Source organism: Chitinophaga parva, assembly GCF_003071345.1.
Taxonomy (GTDB): Bacteria; Bacteroidota; Bacteroidia; order Chitinophagales; family Chitinophagaceae; genus Chitinophaga; species Chitinophaga parva.
Genome location: NZ_QCYK01000002.1, coordinates 1,881,013 through 1,897,359 on the forward strand (window position 1 = coordinate 1,881,013; position 16,347 = coordinate 1,897,359).

The 16,347-nt window shown below is 50.5% G+C and carries 17 protein-coding genes and 1 tRNA gene; 9 read left to right on the plus strand and 9 right to left on the minus strand.

Annotated features, from left to right (window positions below; genetic code table 11):
* Position 1 precedes the first annotated feature (1 nt).
* Positions 2 to 1,087 (plus strand): alginate lyase family protein, encoded by a 1,086-nt coding sequence (locus DCC81_RS17820; RefSeq protein ID WP_108687936.1) that lies wholly within the window; start codon positions 2 to 4, stop codon positions 1,085 to 1,087.
* Positions 1,088 to 1,148: 61 nt separating this feature from the next.
* Here the strand turns inward: DCC81_RS17820 and DCC81_RS17825 are convergent, their stop codons facing one another.
* The 7 genes from DCC81_RS17825 to DCC81_RS17855 are packed head-to-tail and all read right to left on the minus strand — an operon-like array spanning position 1,149 to position 7,514.
* Positions 1,149 to 1,901, minus strand: a complete 753-nt coding sequence (locus DCC81_RS17825; RefSeq protein ID WP_108687937.1) for a 6-phosphogluconolactonase — start codon at positions 1,899 to 1,901, stop codon at positions 1,149 to 1,151.
* A gap of 1 nt (position 1,902) precedes the next feature.
* Positions 1,903 to 2,169: an HPr family phosphocarrier protein gene (locus DCC81_RS17830; protein ID WP_108687938.1), complete on the minus strand. Its 267-nt coding sequence runs from the start codon at positions 2,167 to 2,169 to the stop codon at positions 1,903 to 1,905.
* Complete coding sequence (gene ptsP, locus DCC81_RS17835) at positions 2,166 to 3,872, minus strand: phosphoenolpyruvate--protein phosphotransferase (RefSeq protein WP_108687939.1); 1,707 nt, start codon at positions 3,870 to 3,872, stop codon at positions 2,166 to 2,168. The genes DCC81_RS17830 and ptsP overlap by 4 nt, the downstream gene beginning before the upstream one ends.
* 17 nt (positions 3,873 to 3,889) lie before the next feature.
* Positions 3,890 to 5,467: a PTS system mannose/fructose/sorbose family transporter subunit IID gene (locus DCC81_RS17840; protein WP_108687940.1), complete on the minus strand. Its 1,578-nt coding sequence runs from the start codon at positions 5,465 to 5,467 to the stop codon at positions 3,890 to 3,892.
* Between the two features lie 51 nt (positions 5,468 to 5,518).
* Positions 5,519 to 5,989 carry a PTS sugar transporter subunit IIB gene (locus DCC81_RS17845; RefSeq protein WP_108687941.1) on the minus strand — a complete coding sequence of 157 codons (471 nt, stop codon included), beginning with the start codon at positions 5,987 to 5,989 and terminating at the stop codon, positions 5,519 to 5,521.
* The gene (locus DCC81_RS17850; RefSeq protein ID WP_108687942.1) at positions 5,982 to 6,386 is read right to left on the minus strand and encodes a PTS sugar transporter subunit IIA; all 405 of its coding nucleotides are present in this window, start codon (positions 6,384 to 6,386) and stop codon (positions 5,982 to 5,984) included. Before DCC81_RS17850 ends, DCC81_RS17845 begins: the two co-directional genes overlap by 8 nt.
* Before the next feature lie 3 nt (positions 6,387 to 6,389).
* Positions 6,390 to 7,514: a redoxin domain-containing protein gene (locus tag DCC81_RS17855; RefSeq protein WP_240613017.1), complete on the minus strand. Its 1,125-nt coding sequence runs from the start codon at positions 7,512 to 7,514 to the stop codon at positions 6,390 to 6,392.
* A gap of 426 nt (positions 7,515 to 7,940) precedes the next feature.
* Here DCC81_RS17855 and DCC81_RS17860 point away from each other — a divergent pair.
* Together DCC81_RS17860 and DCC81_RS17865 are read left to right on the plus strand one after the other, a co-directional pair.
* A tRNA-Pro gene (locus tag DCC81_RS17860) sits at positions 7,941 to 8,014 on the plus strand.
* Positions 8,015 to 8,328: 314 nt separating this feature from the next.
* Positions 8,329 to 8,778 (plus strand): Hsp20/alpha crystallin family protein, encoded by a 450-nt coding sequence (locus DCC81_RS17865; RefSeq protein ID WP_108687943.1) that lies wholly within the window; start codon positions 8,329 to 8,331, stop codon positions 8,776 to 8,778.
* Between the two features lie 132 nt (positions 8,779 to 8,910).
* Here DCC81_RS17865 and DCC81_RS17870 read toward each other — a convergent pair whose 3' ends face one another.
* Positions 8,911 to 9,975, minus strand: coding sequence for a 3-oxoacyl-ACP synthase III family protein (locus DCC81_RS17870; protein ID WP_108687944.1), 1,065 nt, complete (start codon positions 9,973 to 9,975; stop codon positions 8,911 to 8,913).
* Between the two features lie 281 nt (positions 9,976 to 10,256).
* Here DCC81_RS17870 and DCC81_RS17875 point away from each other — a divergent pair, with 281 nt between their 5' ends.
* The 6 genes from DCC81_RS17875 to DCC81_RS17900 all read left to right on the plus strand — a co-directional run bounded on the left by DCC81_RS17875 (position 10,257) and on the right by DCC81_RS17900 (position 14,991).
* Complete coding sequence (locus DCC81_RS17875; RefSeq protein ID WP_108687945.1) at positions 10,257 to 10,970, plus strand: hypothetical protein; 714 nt, start codon at positions 10,257 to 10,259, stop codon at positions 10,968 to 10,970.
* Between the two features lie 231 nt (positions 10,971 to 11,201).
* Complete coding sequence (locus DCC81_RS17880; protein ID WP_108687946.1) at positions 11,202 to 12,221, plus strand: sensor histidine kinase; 1,020 nt, start codon at positions 11,202 to 11,204, stop codon at positions 12,219 to 12,221.
* A complete protein-coding gene (locus tag DCC81_RS17885) occupies positions 12,218 to 12,997 on the plus strand; it encodes a LytR/AlgR family response regulator transcription factor (protein WP_108687947.1) in 780 nt (259 codons plus the stop codon). The genes DCC81_RS17880 and DCC81_RS17885 overlap by 4 nt, the downstream gene beginning before the upstream one ends.
* Before the next feature lie 124 nt (positions 12,998 to 13,121).
* Entirely contained in the window at positions 13,122 to 13,484 is a 363-nt protein-coding gene (locus DCC81_RS17890; RefSeq protein WP_133177705.1) for a hypothetical protein, read from the plus strand.
* Positions 13,481 to 14,542 carry an alpha/beta hydrolase gene (locus tag DCC81_RS17895; RefSeq protein ID WP_108687949.1) on the plus strand — a complete coding sequence of 354 codons (1,062 nt, stop codon included), beginning with the start codon at positions 13,481 to 13,483 and terminating at the stop codon, positions 14,540 to 14,542. The genes DCC81_RS17890 and DCC81_RS17895 overlap by 4 nt, the downstream gene beginning before the upstream one ends.
* A 56-nt stretch (positions 14,543 to 14,598) precedes the next feature.
* Positions 14,599 to 14,991 carry a helix-turn-helix domain-containing protein gene (locus DCC81_RS17900; RefSeq protein WP_108687950.1) on the plus strand — a complete coding sequence of 131 codons (393 nt, stop codon included), beginning with the start codon at positions 14,599 to 14,601 and terminating at the stop codon, positions 14,989 to 14,991.
* A gap of 33 nt (positions 14,992 to 15,024) precedes the next feature.
* On the opposite strand, the gene DCC81_RS17905 is transcribed toward DCC81_RS17900, so the two are convergent.
* On the minus strand, positions 15,025 to 16,278 hold the full coding sequence (locus DCC81_RS17905; protein ID WP_205686357.1) for a DUF2264 domain-containing protein: 1,254 nt from the start codon (positions 16,276 to 16,278) through the stop codon (positions 15,025 to 15,027).
* Positions 16,279 to 16,347: the final 69 nt, after the last annotated feature.

Below are 16,347 nucleotides of genomic sequence, written 5' to 3' on the forward strand. Positions count from 1 at the left end.
TATGAAAAAGTTATTATTGCTCTGCCTCGTGTGCGCCGCCTACACCACGCACGCACAATATGTAAGCCTCCAGCCAAAAGAAGTGGACAGGCTGCGTAAACTGCTGAAAACCGACACACTGGCGCAGCAGCAATATGCCCCGCTGAAAGCCGCGGCAGAAGCGGCTTTCCTGCAAGCGCCAGGCCCTATAGATACCATCCATACGGAAGGCCGCCTCCAGGGCGATCCGCAGAAGGCTGCTTCCTGGAAGTCCTTTGAAGACCTGAAAAAAATGCTGGGCCTTGCCCTGCAATACCGCCTCACCAAAGCAACCCGCTACAAGGAAAAGGCCATTGAATATCTCCTGGCCTGGGCCACCGTCAATAAAGCCAATGGCGATCCCATTGACGATACCAACCTGGACCCGGCAGTTGAAGCATATGACCTGCTGAAAACAGAGATCCCGGCAGATAAGAACCAGGTGATCGTGGCCTGGCTGGAAAGCACCGCCAGTGAAGAGATCCGCAAGGCCACGCTGCGCCACGCGCTCAATCATAACAACTGGCACTCCCACCGCATCAAGGAAGTGGGGGAGATCGGTTTTGCTATTGGCAACCAGGCTTTCCAGCAATACGCTATTGACGGTATGAAGGACCAGGTGGAGCATAACCTGCTGCCGGATGGTTCCGGTATTGACTTTGCAGAGCGCGATGCCCTGCATTACCAGCTTTACAACCTGGAGCCGCTGATCAAGCTGGCCGTGATCATCAGGCGTGCCACCGGCCAGGATCTTTATCATTATGTAGGAGAAAATAAGGCTTCCATTGCCAACTGTGTAAACTGGACCGTGCCTTTTATTACTGGTGAAAAGCAACACCCGGAGTATGTGAACTCCAAAGTGGAATTTGACCGCAAACGTGCTGCCAATAAGGAAAGCGCTTTCAAGATCGGCGCACCGTTCAATCCCCAACCCAGCATTTACATGCTTACCCTCGCGGAATATTTTGATCCCGGCCTGCACAAAGTAACCACGACCCTGAAGCCTGAAATTGAGAATGGCATTGGCTTCATCAACGTACTGAATACGGTACGGCGTTCCACTCAATAAAAAAGGCGCAAGCGGATAACCGCCTGCGCCGGGTGAGTAAAGTGGCTACCACTCCGCTTTATCACCTTAGAAGATGCTGCACGCGGTCTGCAATTTTTGACGCGGCCGCGGCATCCAGTAATATTTCGCAATCAGGGTGCAGCTGCACCACCGATGCGGGAATGTCTGTTGTTACAGGGCCCAGGATGGCCTGTTCAATAATGTCTGCTTTGTGAGCGCCCTTGGCAATGAGGATCACCTTCCTGGTGTGCATGATCTCTTTAATGCCGCGGGTTAGCCCGCCCAATACAATGTTTGCCGGCACCTGTGTTTCCCGGCGCACCCGTGCTTCAAAGTCAGGGTCCATGGGCGATACCCAGGTTTCACTTTCAAAGGGGGTACCGGGTTGATTGATGCCGATATGCCCGTTCATACCAATGCCCAGCATTTGCAGGTCAGCACCACCGCGGGCGGCCAGGGCTGCTTCAAACAGGCGGGCCTCTCTTTCAAAATCATCAGACTGTGTAGGTGGCATGATAAAGTTTTCCGGTGGAATGCCCAGCGGGCCGGCAATCTGGTTCAGGATCATCGTATAGCAACTGCCACTGTAAGTGCGGGGCAGGTTAGTCAGTTCGTCTACATTGAAGAGCGTGATCTTCGATACGTCAAACGGGTATTGCTGGTGAATGGCGGATACCATGCCATGCATATTGATGGTGGTCTGGCCGGTGGACAGCCCTATCACGGCATCCGGCTTGCTTAGCATCTGGCCTATGATGCGCCAGGCGGCGGCTACATCAAAGGCGTGCTCATCTTTTTCGATCGTTATTTTCACTTTATAGTTTTTTCAGTTCCGTTGTAAAAAAATGGTCCAGTGCAGCTGCGGCCTGTTGCTCATCTTCTCCTTCCACCAGGACCGTCAGCGTTTCACCGCCCTTGGTGGCCATGGCCAGTATATTCAGCATACTATTGAGCTTTACCGTTTTGCCGTCTTTGCGTAAACTGATGACGGATGTAAAATTGCGGGACAGTTTAAGCAAGGCGGTGGCGGGCCTTGCGTGGATGCCTTCCGCCGCTTGTATCACGTATGCTTTCGAGATCATGGTACTTTTTCCTGTAAATATTGAATGATGTCCTGCGCGCTGCGCATGGTCTGTACCTGCTGCCACAAGGCAACGGCTTGTTCCATGCTGGTTTGCAGCACCCTGCTTTTAACGGCCGGTATGCTGGCGGCGCTCATGGAAAATTCGCGCAGGCCCATGCCCAGCAGTAATTGCGTAGCACGCGGATCGGCCGCCATTTCACCACACATGCCCACGTGGATGTGGTGTGCATGCCCCGCGGCGATCACCTGTGCCACGAGGCGCAGGAAGCCAGGATGAAACGGATCATACAACGCGGCTACTTTGGGATGCATACGGTCTGCCGCCATGGTATACTGACAAAGATCATTAGTGCCTATGCTGAAGAAGTTGCACTCCGCAGCCAGCATGTCCGCCATCAGCGCGGCAGCTGGTACCTCTATCATGATGCCGGTTTCAATGCCTTCATCAAATGCAATCCCTTCACGCCGTAATGCCTGCTTTTCCGCTTCCAGTAAGGATTTGGCGGCTTGCAGTTCTTCCCCGTTCGTGATCATGGGAAACAGGATGCTGAGGGGACCGCTGGCGCTGGCCCGCAAAATGGCCCTGAGCTGGGTACGGAAAATATCTTTCCATTCATCCAGGCAAATGCGGATAGCACGGTAGCCCAGGAAAGGGTTCTGTTCCGGCTCCATGCGGAAGTAGGGTAGTTGCTTGTCTCCTCCCACATCCAGGGTGCGGATGGTCACTGGTTTGCCTTTAGCTTCCAGTGCCGCCGCTTTATAAAATGCATATTGCGTTGCTTCTGAAGGGAACCCTGGCTTGCTCATGAACAATAATTCAGTGCGGAGCAAGCCGGCTCCCTGGCCACCGTTTGCAAACACAAGGTCCAGGTCAGCTGCGCCGGAAATGTTGCCCAGCAGCAGGATGGGGGTGCCGTCGGTTGTTACACAAGGCGCGTCTTTAATGGCGTGTAATGGCGGTTGCTGTGCTACCAGCTGCATGCGGCGATTGCTGTATGCGTTAATTGTAGCCGCATCCGGCTGGTGCAGCACCAGGCCTTTTTCTCCATCCACGATCACAATGTCCCCATCTTCAATGGCATGGAGTGAAGCCCCACAATCCACCACGGCTGGTACGCCGCGCGCCTTTGCGATGATGGCCGCGTGGGACGTTTGCCCGCCGCTTTGCGTGGCAAACCCGGTTACATGGCGGGTGTCCATGGCGATGGTATCAGCAGGCGACAGGTCTTCCGCAATAAGAATGGTGCCTGGCGCAAAGTCCTTGTCAGCTTGCGTTTGCGTGCCTTCCAGGTGTGTAAGCAGGCGATCCCCAATGTCTTGTATGTCTGCGGTGCGTGCCTGCATGTATTCATCTTTCAAAGAGCGGAACAACTGCACGGTGGCTGCTATCACAGCGGCCACTGCATCCTGCACAGGCAGCCTGTCTTCCCGGATGCGGGCTTCCACATCTGCTTTTAGCTGCGGGTCGCGCAGCAGTTCTATTTGTGCGTCCAGCAGGTCGTTTTCTTCCGGCAGCAACACCTTTCGCCGGAGGGCCTCCACGCCGGCAACGGCGCAGTGTACGGCGTCATCGTATTGCGCAATAGCAATCGCTATCTCTGCCTCATTTTGCAGCCGCGTGCCGGAGACCACTGTTATTTTTTTTCTCAGCACCCTTGCCTTACCAATGGCAATGCCGGGCGATACTCCTATTCCTTTCATGCGTCATCATTTCCTGCTCAGGCAAACACGTGCAGCATGCTGCCCACGAAACCCAGTACCAGTAAGCCTAAGAGCAGATATGTAGTTTTAATGTTCTTTTTCAATCCATAATACACGGCAAACGTAAGGGCCAGCGGCAGCAGGCAGGGAGCTACCTGGTCCAGTAAGCTTTGCACGGGCACGCCCGTATCGCTGTTGCCCAGGCGCAGTGGTGTACGGATGTTCATCAGCGTAGCCGGCATGGCGCCAACTACCATCAAACCCAGGATGGCGGCGCCGTTGGTGAGACGGTCCATCACGTTGCCGCGTGCCAGGTTTTGCAGGAAGCGATTGCCTGCTTTGTAACCGGTGAACGCCAGGTTGTAACGCAGCAGAAAGTGCGGTATGTTAAAGATCAGCAGGAAGAGGATGGGCCCCAGCAGGCTGCCTTTAAGCGCCAGCGAAGTGCCCACGCCCGCTGCAATTACTTTGAAAGTGCCCCAGAACAATGAGTCAAATACACCGGCCAAAGGCCCCATCAGTCCCAGTTTCACGGCGTTGATGCTTTCTTCATCCATATCGGCCGACCGGCTGTATTGTTCTTCCATGGCGGCGGTAATGCCAATGATCAGCGTGGCGCCGTAAGGGCTGGTATTAAAAAAGGTTAAATGGCGTTTCAATGCGCGGGCCATCTCTTCCCTGGTTCGGTACAGGCGTTTCAGCACGGGGATGATGGAAAAAGCCATCCCGGTATTTTGCCAGGTTTCAAAGTTGAAATTGGCTTCCAGGGCCAGAGAGCGCAGGAACAGCCTGCGGATGATACCGGAGGGCAATTGCCCGTTGACTGGCGCAGGCTCTGTTTCCGGTGTTCCAAATTCATCCTCAACAGCCGGTTCCTTTTGACCGGCATTGGTAATGATCAATGCCAGTACGGTGCCCAGCCCACCGATAGCGATCACCGGCAGTTTCAGGTAGCTGGCCAGCAAAAAACCCAGGAAAAAGTAGGGTGCTACTTTTTTGTGGAACATGAGATTCATGAGCAGGGCAAAGCCGAGCGCGGGCAGCATATTGCCCGCCACCTGCAAACCCGTATTCACCCAGGCTGGTATCTTGTCCAGCAAGGCTTTCATAGCGCCGGCACCCAGTTGTAATGCCAGGAGGGTGATGAGCCCCATGAGCAAGGGTTTCAGTAGCCCGGAGGCAATGTGCAGGCGTTGCACACCTTTATAATCCCCTGCTTCCGCGTATTGTTGGAAGCGTTTATTAAACAAAGAACGGAACACGAACAGGCCACTCAGCACCATTTCTGCCAGGATGGAAATAGGGACCGCCAGCGCCAGTGCAATAGCAGGGCCTTTACCACTCATGATGGCGAAGGCGGTGCCCAGTACGCCACCGGTGATCACGTCTGGCGGAATGGCGGCACCCACCTTGATGTTGCCCATGAAAATGAGCTCCAGCGTACCACCGATGATAATGCCCTGCTGCAGGTCGCCCAGTACCAGGCCTGTCAGCGGGCCCAGTACCAGCGGGCGGCTGAGCAGGGAGGTGCCCAGGAAGTCTTCACAGTGGCCAAACGTGGCAATGAGGGTCAGTAAGATAAAAGAGGTCAGCAACGTGCGTTGTCTTTTGATTGATAAAATGCTTTTCGCGTATATACGTTACCGTTAGATCAGCGATTCGAGGCCGGTGGGCTTGTCTGTAGGCACTTGTCTTACTTCCAGCGCGGTGCCTTTTTCCAGCAGGGTTCTGACCAGCGTAATGTCAGCGTCGGTGAGGTAGATCGCCCTGGATACCGCTTTGGCCCCATCCCGCATACGCAGGCCTCCGAAGTTGATGGAGGTGATCTCCGGCAGGCTTTGCGCCAGGGTGTGGGCGTCTGCCACGCTGTTTACCAGCACCAGGAGCTTCAACGGTTTGCTGCGTTCATCCTTCAGGAAGGCGATGGTGTCTGCAATGCTTTTGACGAGTAGCCTGGCACTGGCTGGTTTGGCCAGGTTGAGCGTCATTTTTATAAAATCGTCCCTGGCCACTTTATCATTGGCCACCACCAGGCAATCCACGCCCAGGGCGGGTGTCCAGGCCATGGCCACCTGGCCGTGCACCAGGCGGTCATCTATCCGGAGTAATTTAATCATGCGACGGAATAAGTTTGTTCACGTAAACCATCTGCTCCCGGGCGTTTGCCAGGGCGGCAGTTATCACTTCTGCGGCGGGTGTGCCCGGGTCTGCCATCAGTATTTCAATGAGCAGGGCCAGGTTAAAGCCGGCCACTATGTGTACCCGTTCCCGTAAGGCATGGCGGAGTACCTGGTTGGTAATGCTGCCCCCCAGCAGGTCCGTAAAAATGATAAGATCCTGTGCGGGTTGCAGGGTATCCAGTACCGCATCCAGTGCGGTGGCTATGGTCTCATTGCCCTCCGTATAGGCGTTTACGGTAGTGAGGTGCCCTGTGTTGCCGATGATGAGCTCCAGGGAAGATTGTACCCCGCTGGCCAGCTGGCCGTGGGATGCAATAATGAATTTCCTTTCCAATGCTTATGGGTATTTGCCGATCAGGTGATTATTAACAATCGTCTTTTTGAGCAGGTAGGGATCAATGGCCCCTTCCATTTTGTAAACCACTTTACCGCCGGGCTCCACCAGCAGGGTGTAGGGGAGCGCGCCCTGCCAGCTGGTGTCGATGGCCTCAATGAGTTTGTATTTATCATCCAGCGTGAACTGGTAGTTTTTGCAGGAAGCGCCCTGTTTTTGCAGGAACTTCAGCACTTGTGCGCTTTTGGCTGCATTGTCCGCGCTGATGCTGATAAATTCAAAGTCGCGGTCGCGGTACATGTGGTACATGTCCATGAAGTCGGGAAATTCTTTGGTGCAGGGGCCGCACCAGGTGGCCCACACATTGATGAGGCGCAGTTTATCGCCCGTGTTCTTTACCAGTTCCTGTATGCCTTTCACATCAATACTATCCACAGTAACCGGTTCTTTGGCCCATTCCGCTTTGGCCCTGGCCACGCCGTCGCGTTTTTCGGCCCATTTTACAGAGCAGCCAAAGATCTTGGTCGTTTTTACCGGCACTTCTTTGCCAGCCAGCAGGGCGTCTATGGCGTTGCGGGCATCGTTGGTCACCGGCGTTTTGAAGGGAGATTCCGTATCGTCAAAGCGGCCGTTGTAGCGCAGTTTACGGGCGGCGTCAAATACAAATACATGCGGTGTGGCCACCGGGCCATAGCGGTGGGCCACGGCCTGGGTTTCCCCATCGTAGAGGTAGGGAAAGTTGAAATGCTTTTCGCGGGCGCGCACTTTCATGTCTTCAAAGGAATCGCCCAGGTCGGAGAAGTCCAGTTCATCCAGGCGGAGGGCTTTGTTGTCGTTGGGATTGATGGCCACGACGGCTACGCCTTTATTTTTATAATCGCTGGTCAGTTTAATGAGGCGGTCTTCGTAAGCCTGGGCGGTAGGGCAGTGGTTGCAGGTGAAGACCACTACCAGTACTTTGGCATTTTTAAAAGCGGCCAGGCTGTAGGTTTTACCGCTTACATCCTGCAGGTTAAAATCCGGTGCAGGGCTGCCAATGGCCAGGGTGGGGTGCCCATCCGGGGGCATGGCAGATGCGGCGGCGGCCAGCAGGGTGCATAATAAAAGGGTCCAAAGTTGCTTCATCATCGTGGATTTTGACAGTGCAGGGGGCGTGGATCATCCCTACAATGATGCATCAAATTTCAGGGCTGCGCAGGGGAAAACCTATTTTTCCGGCACTACATTACCACTACACAGATGAAAAAACAAGGTGATTTGACACTACAGGCAGTGATTTTAGGGGGCGGAGGGGGTTTTGGGATCAGGAGTGTATGATAATAGGTGTTGGGGCGATGGCTGTGATGTAGAAATAGGGGAAATTCTACATATTTACTTTCCTGTTACCAGGGTGGGGAGATTACATAAATTTTTAGGAGGTTAAAATTCTTTGCCGTGGCGGTTTTTAAAAACGATGCAAGGAGCCCTTGTGCATGAGGTTGCAAAAATATTTTGTGGAATGAATTTATTGTTTACTTTTGCATCCCGCTGTTGAAAGAAACGGCATACCGGTTTCGGGACGTAGCGCAGCCCGGTAGCGCGCTTGCATGGGGTGCAAGAGGTCGCTAGTTCGAATCTAGTCGTCCCGACTTCATCAGACAAAGCAGCATTTTTTGCTGCTTTGTCTTTTTTTTGACCCATTGAAACCCTCATCCAGCCTATATACCAGCTCAACGACCCCCTTTATCCTTTTACGACATCTTTATTCCTTTATCCCGTAGCTTGTCAACATTAAGTTGTGGTTACTTGAAGTTTTGACAGTGATGCTGTTGCTTGGTATCTATTTGTAAAACAACACATTATTGCGGCATGAACGGTCGCAGCTGAAATATTTTCCTGTCAAAAATTCAATTTTCGGCGATGGCATTTTGGTTGATGGGAGTTTTTTAAAAAAGGAGGTATTATGAACAGCATCATTAAGAAAGAAAGCGGCCATGCGCCGACCTTTGGAAGTGTTGTCGATCAGATCTTCCAAAACAACCTGCGTCATTTCTTTGATGACAGCTGCTGGGCCAGCGACTCGCAAAACCTGGCACCGGTGAACATCCGCGAAACTGCGACCAGTTATGAATTGGACCTGGTGGCTCCCGGTCTGCGCAAGGAAGACTTTAAACTGAACCTGAACAAAGACCTGTTGACGGTTGCTTATGAACACACAGATAAGGGGCAGCAGCAGGATCAGGACTGGGTACGCCGTGAATTCCACCAGCGCAGCTTTTCGCGCAGTTTTACCCTGGACGAAGCAGTGGATGCAGCGAAGATCAGTGCACGTTACCAGGACGGCGTTTTGCAAATAAGCCTGCCGAAAAAAGAAGGGAAGGCCAGCATTTCCCGGGTAATTGATGTTCAATAACAGCTTTATTTTGAAGCTGTCATGGTAAGGACGGAGCAGGAAGCTCCGTCTTTTGCCGTTGCCATAAAGGTTATCAACCCACCGTACCCGCTATGCAAACAGTTTTTTATATAAAAACTGATCGCGGCATCATTATATCCATTTATAACAAACTGCATTCATGTTCATGCCGGCACCTACGGAGGCAAAGATCACCAGATCGCCGGTAGAGAGTGCATGCTCAGGGTAAGTGCCTTTTTGAACGAGGTCAAGCAGGGTGGGCACTGTTGCAACGGAACTATTGCCCAGGTAATGAATACTCATGGGCATAATATCTGGCGGTGGTGTCAGGTTGTAAAGCTTGTATAAGGCCTGCAGTATGGCCTCATCCATTTTCTCATTGGCCTGGTGTATGAATATTTTCTTGATGCTTGTAATAGTAACGCCGGCTTTATCTATACATTCTTTGATGGCCAATGGGACATGCTTCAAGGCATATTCATAAACCTTCCGGCCGTTCATCTTTATCATTTTTGTGCCCGGTGCATAGTCCCGGTTGTAAGAACTGCCCATTTGCAGATAATTGAGTTCTTCCAGGCTATGGCTGGCGGTATGACTGTGCAGGAAGCCGCCATCCGTGCCGGGTTGGTGCTCCATTACCACCGCTCCGGCGCCGTCACTGAAGATCATACTGTCGCGATCAAAGGGGTCCAGTATACGGGAAAGTGTTTCAGCGCCGATCACCAGCGCCCTTTTAGCCATGCCGGCTTTAAAAAAAGCATCTGTTTGTGTAATGGCTAGTACCCATCCAGGACATCCAAATAAAACGTCGAATGCAATACATCCTGGATTAGCAATGCCAAGTGCGTGTTTTACGCGGTTGGCCAGCGAAGGAACAGTGTCTGGCTGGCGACTGTCGCCGGAAATATCACCATAATTATGAGCAACGATCAAGAGGTCGAGTGTTTCCGGGTCAATGGCGCTATTTTCGATGGCCTTCCGTGCGGCAATAGCTGCCAGGTCTGAAGTGTTCTGGGTTGGGGACGCATATCGCCTTTCCTCAATGCCAGTAATTGCTTCAAATTTTTTAATGATGGTTTGATTGTCGTTCTTAAGCAGAACAAATTCATTTGTATAAAATGGCTGCGATTCAAATTCGCTGTTTCGTTTTACAACTTCCGGTAAATAACTGCCTGTACCAATAATAACAGAACCCATAGTTTAAATTGTTTGCTGGCGGATAGTTTTTGCAAGTTACTGGCAGATCTTTTTTCGGCAAAGCATTTTCTGCACCCGGCCTTCAAATTTTCCGGCAATGTGAACTCTAGGAGTAAATGGTCCGGGAGCCTGACTGCAAAGTAGTTAAAATCTGGTTTCGCCGTGCCTGTCAAGTGGAGGTATTCTTTACCGTCAGCCAAACCAGCATATTACTGTTATGGCTGGCAAAGCGGTTGTTGGGACGGAACCGGAAAAGAATTATATTTGATTAAACGTAAGTTATGCCCCAAGAATTAACCGGGAAAAAGGTATTGTATCCCTATGCCGCCTGGTATTTTGCAGCCGGCATCCTTATTACATGGTTGGGTTTTTCACGATCCTATTTTGCGAAACTGGGTACTAATGACATCTATCATCATATCCACGGGGCCACCGCCGGGGCCTGGATGGCATTGCTGATAGTGCAGCCGATCCTTTATCATAAAGGTAAGTTCGCCCTTCACCGGAAACTAGGCAGGATCGCTTCGTCCATTCTGGTGCCGCTGCTGGTATTGGGCGGATTAAAGATGATGCATTCAATGATAAGCAACGCCGCCTCTTATCCGCCGGGAGCGGCTTACCAACTGGCATATGCCGACGCCTGTTCCATCCTGTTTTTTCTCCTCTTCTTTGGCTTAAGTCTCTATAACAGCGCGGATGTGCATGCACATGCCCGGTATATGGCCTGCACGATCCTGGTCTTACTGCCACCGGCCATCGTAAGGGCCCTTTTTTTCATTCCCTGGTTCGACAGCTTCACCAAAGCGCTCAATGCGGGTTATCTGCTTATTGAATTGGCATTGGTAGTGTTGTTGCTGGATGACAGGCGTTACGGTCCGGTCAGGAAACCCTATCTGGTGGCGTTGTTGCTGTTTGTTTCGTTGCACTTCACCCTGAACCTGGTACCACACTGGGGTTGGTGGCATACGGCGATGGATCGCTTTGCGGCGTTGTAGATCATACGGATGATCGGAGCCTGTTGGGCCCCGATTTGAAGTTACAGTAAACGTCATTCGCGGATCGCGTTGCAGTTTGGGCAACCGTTCCATCAATTCCTGTAAATTGTTTGCCCCTGGCCGTTGCTTTAACCTTTCTGACTGCCGCCATATTAAAGTTCACCCCCTAATTTTCCCGTTTCGGCGTTGTTTTTTTGCATAACCGGGCATAATTTTCATTTATTTGTATAAATGATCAAAAACGAGGGGAAAATATACCTATACAGCTCCTTGCTGATTGCCTTGGTGGTCAATTCAGCCAAATTGATGGCACTTAATACCAATGGGATCATTGCCCGCTACTGGCAGTTCAATGTTTGGGAATATACCTTCCAGCTTTTGTACAACATGTCATTTTGCCTGTTAATACTATACCTGAATCTTGCTCATGACAGGTTTTTCAGCGGGTACCGGCAAAACAGACAATGGCTGAAACTTTATACCTGTAATATTTTATTGATAGTGGCTGCTATCGCCTTGGGAAGTCTCATCCACCTGGCATTGTTTGATGCTGTGCAGTTTCGAAAGATGGTAATAAGAGGATACTTTGCCCGGTTTTCCCTCAGTACCATAATGGTTGCCGTGGTGATACGCCTCATCCTGCTGATGCGGGAAAGCGCACATAAAGACCTGGTAAATGAACAACTTCATGCGGCCTATCTGCAAGCTCAATTGAAGTTGCTCCAGGAGCAGCTCAATCCCCATTTTCTCTTTAATACGCTCAGCAGCCTTTCCGCAATTGTAAGAGAGAATCCGCAACAGGCACAGGCTTATATTATGCATCTGTCCAAAGTTTTCCGATATACACTCATTCATTCGGGTAACGATATGGTAACGATAGATATAGAGCTTCAGCATCTGGCGTCCTATACCCAGCTATTAACAATGCGGCTGGGGAACACCTTCAGGGTCCGGATAAATGTAGGCCCGGGTATTTTACAAAAGCGGATCCCTCATTTATCGTTACAACCGCTGGTGGAAAATGCCGTTAAACATAATAGCAGTACTGCTGCCCGCCTGTTAACCGTGGATATTTATGATAAAGACGGCTGGCTCGTAGTGCAAAACAACCTGCAGCCTGTCACCGGCGAAACCGAAGGCACGGGGTTAGGGCTGGCCAACCTGAATGGGAGGTTCAAACTGCAGGTTCGCCGGGAAATAGAAATACATCAGACCCGTGAATATTTTATGGTACAACTGCCGCTATTATGACACTCCCTTTACGTATAGTATTGATCGAAGACGAAGCCGCCACGGCAAGGAACCTGGAGTATATAATCAGGGAAATTAAGCCTGACTTGGAGATCATGGCAACGTTACAGAGTGTAACGGAAGCCGTCAATTGGTTGACTGAGCACCATAATAGCTATGATCTGATATTTTCAGATATACGGCTGTCTGATGGATTGTCGTTTGAGATTTTTAGGCAAACAGACATCAGTAAGCCCGTTATTTTTGTTACCGCATACAGCGATTATGCAATAGAGGCCTTTCGCAATAATGGCATCGATTATATTTTAAAACCTTTTGATGAAGAAGAAATACGCCGCGCTTTCTTGAAATACAACACCCTGATCGTTCCTGATATTGAAATGGAACGTGCCAGAATGGCGAGCTTATTGCAGCAGCTGCGGTCTGCAACGAAGACCTATAAAAAATCCTTCCTTTTTCATTATTGCGGCAGACTAGTCCCTGTGGAATCCGAGAAGATCCATTGGTTTTATACTGCCAAAGAGATAGTATATGCCCGCACTGCAGACGAGAAACTATACATCGCAGGGTCTACACTGGAGCAATTGGAACAAGCGCTGGACCCCGGTCTTTTTTTTCGTGCCAACCGCCAGTTTATCATCAACCGGAATGCTGTGGATACGGTTGAATATTTTTTCAATGGAAGACTGGAGGTTAAAATACATCCTTCTCCACAGGAACAGGTGCTGGTGAGCAAAGCAAGGGCAATGCTGTTTAGAAGATGGCTGGATCAATAACTGCATTTCACCACCAGATTTAGCAGCTTCACCCTTTTTATTTTAATAGCAATTATCGTTGTTGCTACATTTGCGATATTATAAATTAAACCTTTTCAAGATGATCTTCACAAACCTGAGAAAAATGACTTTTCTCTTGACTATCCTGGTGTTCATGGTAGTTACGGTGTCTGCGCAAGACAAACAGATAACACAGAACAGCACACCAGAACAGCGGGCAAAAATGCAAACCGAATGGATGAAAACCAACCTGGCACTGAGCCAGACACAAGTAGATCAGGTATACAACCTGAACCTTCAATATGCCCAGAAAAATGCCCCGATCCTGGAAAGTACAAAAGGGAAACTGTATAAATACAAGCAACTGAAGGCTTCCCAAGAAGAAAAATCTGCGGCCATTAGTAAAATACTGGATGCAGAACAGTACAGGAAATACCAGGAACTCCAGGAACAAATGATGAAAACAATAAAAGAAAAGAGAAAATGAAAAGACCTTTATATTTATTGATGATAATGTCTATTGCTGTTTCAGCCTGCTCTAAAAGTAATGATAGCGGGAGTGCTGCACAGCCAGACACCGGTCTGCAAGGGCCCATACAAAAGCCCGCCTCCGGCTATGGTTCGGATGGCAATTATGAAGTGGCAGAAATAGATTTTGACAATCCACAATATGCGGGAACGCAGGTTTCTATTTTTTATCCGAAAGGCATTACTTCCCCTAAACCTACCATATTTTTTTCGCACCCTTTTGGCGGGGAGAACAAAGCATACAATGCCGGGTTGTATAATTTTATCGCAAAGAAAGGCTATGTAGTTGTATTTGTTCCCTACCGGACCGTTGATGTCAGCGTAGATCACCGTTATCAGACACTATGGGAAGGATTTGTAAAAGCGGCCATGGATTATCCTAACATTATTGATACCAGAAAAGTGGGCTTTATGGGACATTCTTTTGGTGGTGGTGCCAGCATAGATCTTGCTTACAAGGCCTTTACAGAGAAAGGTTGGGGGCAGGATGCCCGTTTCCTTTTCACAATGGCTCCATGGTATTCATTTAACTGGAACAGCCCGTTGTCTACTGAACAGCAATTGCAAAGCTTTCCTGCCAATACCAAAATGATAACACAGGTATATGATGAGGATGTTGTAAATGACCACCGCCTGGCCATCGATATTTATAAACATATTAATATTGCCAACAGCGAGAAAGATTTTATTTACATCAAATCATCTACCATTAATGGGTACAATTACCTGACGGACCACGTAATGCCCAGCTCCCGGAAGGCTTTTGACGCATTGGACTATTACGGCGTGTACCGCCTGCTGGATGCAATGATGGACTATAGTTTCAATGGGAACAGTGATGCCAGGAATGTTGCTTTAGGCAACGGATCTACCGCACAAATTACGATGCCCGCTTATAATGGCCAGGCAATGGCCCCACTGGAGGTAACGGATGATCCTTCACCTAAGTATCCACAAAGCAAATATCAGTTTCCGTGTGGCAGCAGTACCAATCCAAGGGCTAACTATTGTGAGTGACCGGGAAACAATAACGGTAGAAAAACGCATTTTTACGCGCTTATCCCAGCGGTTACATGGACCTTGTCATCAACCTGGGTGGTGCTGCCGCCACCATCATTAATGGCAGGCGGAAAGACACGCCTGCCATGGGCCATGAGGAATTTAACCTGCCTGCGGTGGCCCGGCAAACGGGGATCTCTGAACGGTGCGCCCAGCAGCTATACCTGGGCCATGTGGGTGGGAGCCCGGTTTCGTTTGCAACGTTTGCGAGGTTCAATAAAGGGCTGCACCTGGTGCGGTCTACGCAAATGCCGCTTACAGACATTGCTTATGAGTGCGGCTACTATGACCAGGCCCATTTTATCAGGTCATTTAAAAAGCGTACCGGTATTACGCCTTCGGATGCCAGAAGGTCGCTGGCGGGCAATGAAGAGGCATTCCAGCAGGCAGTAAATATTGGATTTTAAAATGTTGTTGGCAGTGTCCTATTTAGCCGGGTACTATGGTACGCTGTGGTCATTCGGGAAATCTTCCCCACTCCATATCTGTTGTGCACTCCATTTTGCCGGCGGGGCCGACCAGAACACATCTTCTGGAGGTAATCCCAGCGGCAGGAATACGCTCATGCAGAGATAAGGGCTGCCAGAGTTGTTATAAGAATCTCCCAGGCCGGGCTGTGATCCGTACAGGCCTATGGTTAACCATCCGTTTTTCGTATAGGTAGTAGCACTTTCCAACGTCTTCCTGATCACGGCTGTCAGTGCGCAGCGCACACCCGCGGGTGGCAATTGGGCCGGCAGCTTGTGGCGCCAGGCCATGTCTGCCAGGTGATGAAAGGCAGCGGCGCGGTAAATGATAGACCGCCCCAACGCCGGGTAAGTGCCATCTGTATTGATCAGCCGTTCCAGGATGACCGCGTAACGTTCGTTGCGTTTGTAGATCTTTGGTGCCAGGTCCCTGTAAGCATTGGTTTTCGTGGCCATGAGCTCACTGATCGCTGCCAGGTAGGGGTGGATCACATAGCTGTTGTAGTAATCAAACGCAAAGCCCGGCCCGTCCGAGTACATACCATCTCCACGGTACCATTGCTCCAGTTGCATCATGGCAAAATCCACCCGCATAGGGTCCCATTCATAACCATACTTTGCAAGGAAGGCTTCATTCATCGCCGCAAACAGCAGCCAGTTGGAAAAAGCTGGTTTAAACCGGCGGGTGGTTTTAATAGAAGCTACCAGCCTTTGCCTGGATATGGTATCCAAGTGCTCCCACAGCCAGGGAGCTCTTACAAATGCAAATGCCAGGAAGGATGCATCCACCAGTTGCTGGCCTGCGAGGTCAAAGCGCATGAAGTCCCTGGAAGCCGTGTCCAGTGCATGTTGCAGGCCTTCCAATACCCATTGTCTGTATTGCTCCCGCAGTTGTATTTCCCCCGGTGTTCCACCTTCCAGTTGTAACCACGGCGCCATACCACTCAGGGTGCGGCCCAGGACCTCCAGGTAAGCTACTTTTTGCCGGCTTTCTTTATTGTCGATATGTACGGAAACCGCCGTGGGCATATTGATGCGCAGGCTGTCATGTGCCAGGCTCCTGATCACAGGCCTTGCCATCCTATCCATCTGTGCCAGCCAGTATTGCCGGTCTTCCCATCCGTTCGTTGGTGTGCGCACCACCGGATGTTTGTTTTTTTGCTGGCCGGATAGCTGGCTGCCGGCAAAGAGCATGCAAACAAGCCATATGTATGTAAACCGCATCATCGCAATGTGTTTAAGTTTCATCAATCCTGCACTACTGGTTGGTTTAACCTGGCAGCAGTGTTACCTGCT

Bases quoted from the DNA above. Each gene is read 5' to 3' on its own strand.
- DCC81_RS17820 (WP_108687936.1), top strand. From the start codon at position 2: ATGAAAAAGTTATTATTGCTCTGCCTCGTGTGCGCCGCCTACACCACG.
- DCC81_RS17830 (WP_108687938.1), bottom strand. From the start codon at position 2,169: ATGATCTCGAAAGCATACGTGATACAAGCGGCGGAAGGCATCCACGCA.
- ptsP (WP_108687939.1), bottom strand. From the start codon at position 3,872: ATGAAAGGAATAGGAGTATCGCCCGGCATTGCCATTGGTAAGGCAAGG.
- DCC81_RS17845 (WP_108687941.1), bottom strand. From the start codon at position 5,989: ATGATTAAATTACTCCGGATAGATGACCGCCTGGTGCACGGCCAGGTG.
- DCC81_RS17855 (WP_240613017.1), bottom strand. From the start codon at position 7,514: ATGATGAAGCAACTTTGGACCCTTTTATTATGCACCCTGCTGGCCGCC.
- DCC81_RS17865 (WP_108687943.1), top strand. From the start codon at position 8,329: ATGAACAGCATCATTAAGAAAGAAAGCGGCCATGCGCCGACCTTTGGA.
- DCC81_RS17870 (WP_108687944.1), bottom strand. From the start codon at position 9,975: ATGGGTTCTGTTATTATTGGTACAGGCAGTTATTTACCGGAAGTTGTA.
- DCC81_RS17875 (WP_108687945.1), top strand. From the start codon at position 10,257: ATGCCCCAAGAATTAACCGGGAAAAAGGTATTGTATCCCTATGCCGCC.
- DCC81_RS17880 (WP_108687946.1), top strand. From the start codon at position 11,202: ATGATCAAAAACGAGGGGAAAATATACCTATACAGCTCCTTGCTGATT.
- DCC81_RS17885 (WP_108687947.1), top strand. From the start codon at position 12,218: ATGACACTCCCTTTACGTATAGTATTGATCGAAGACGAAGCCGCCACG.
- DCC81_RS17890 (WP_133177705.1), top strand. From the start codon at position 13,122: ATGACTTTTCTCTTGACTATCCTGGTGTTCATGGTAGTTACGGTGTCT.
- DCC81_RS17895 (WP_108687949.1), top strand. From the start codon at position 13,481: ATGAAAAGACCTTTATATTTATTGATGATAATGTCTATTGCTGTTTCA.
- DCC81_RS17900 (WP_108687950.1), top strand. From the start codon at position 14,599: ATGGACCTTGTCATCAACCTGGGTGGTGCTGCCGCCACCATCATTAAT.
- DCC81_RS17905 (WP_205686357.1), bottom strand. From the start codon at position 16,278: ATGATGCGGTTTACATACATATGGCTTGTTTGCATGCTCTTTGCCGGC.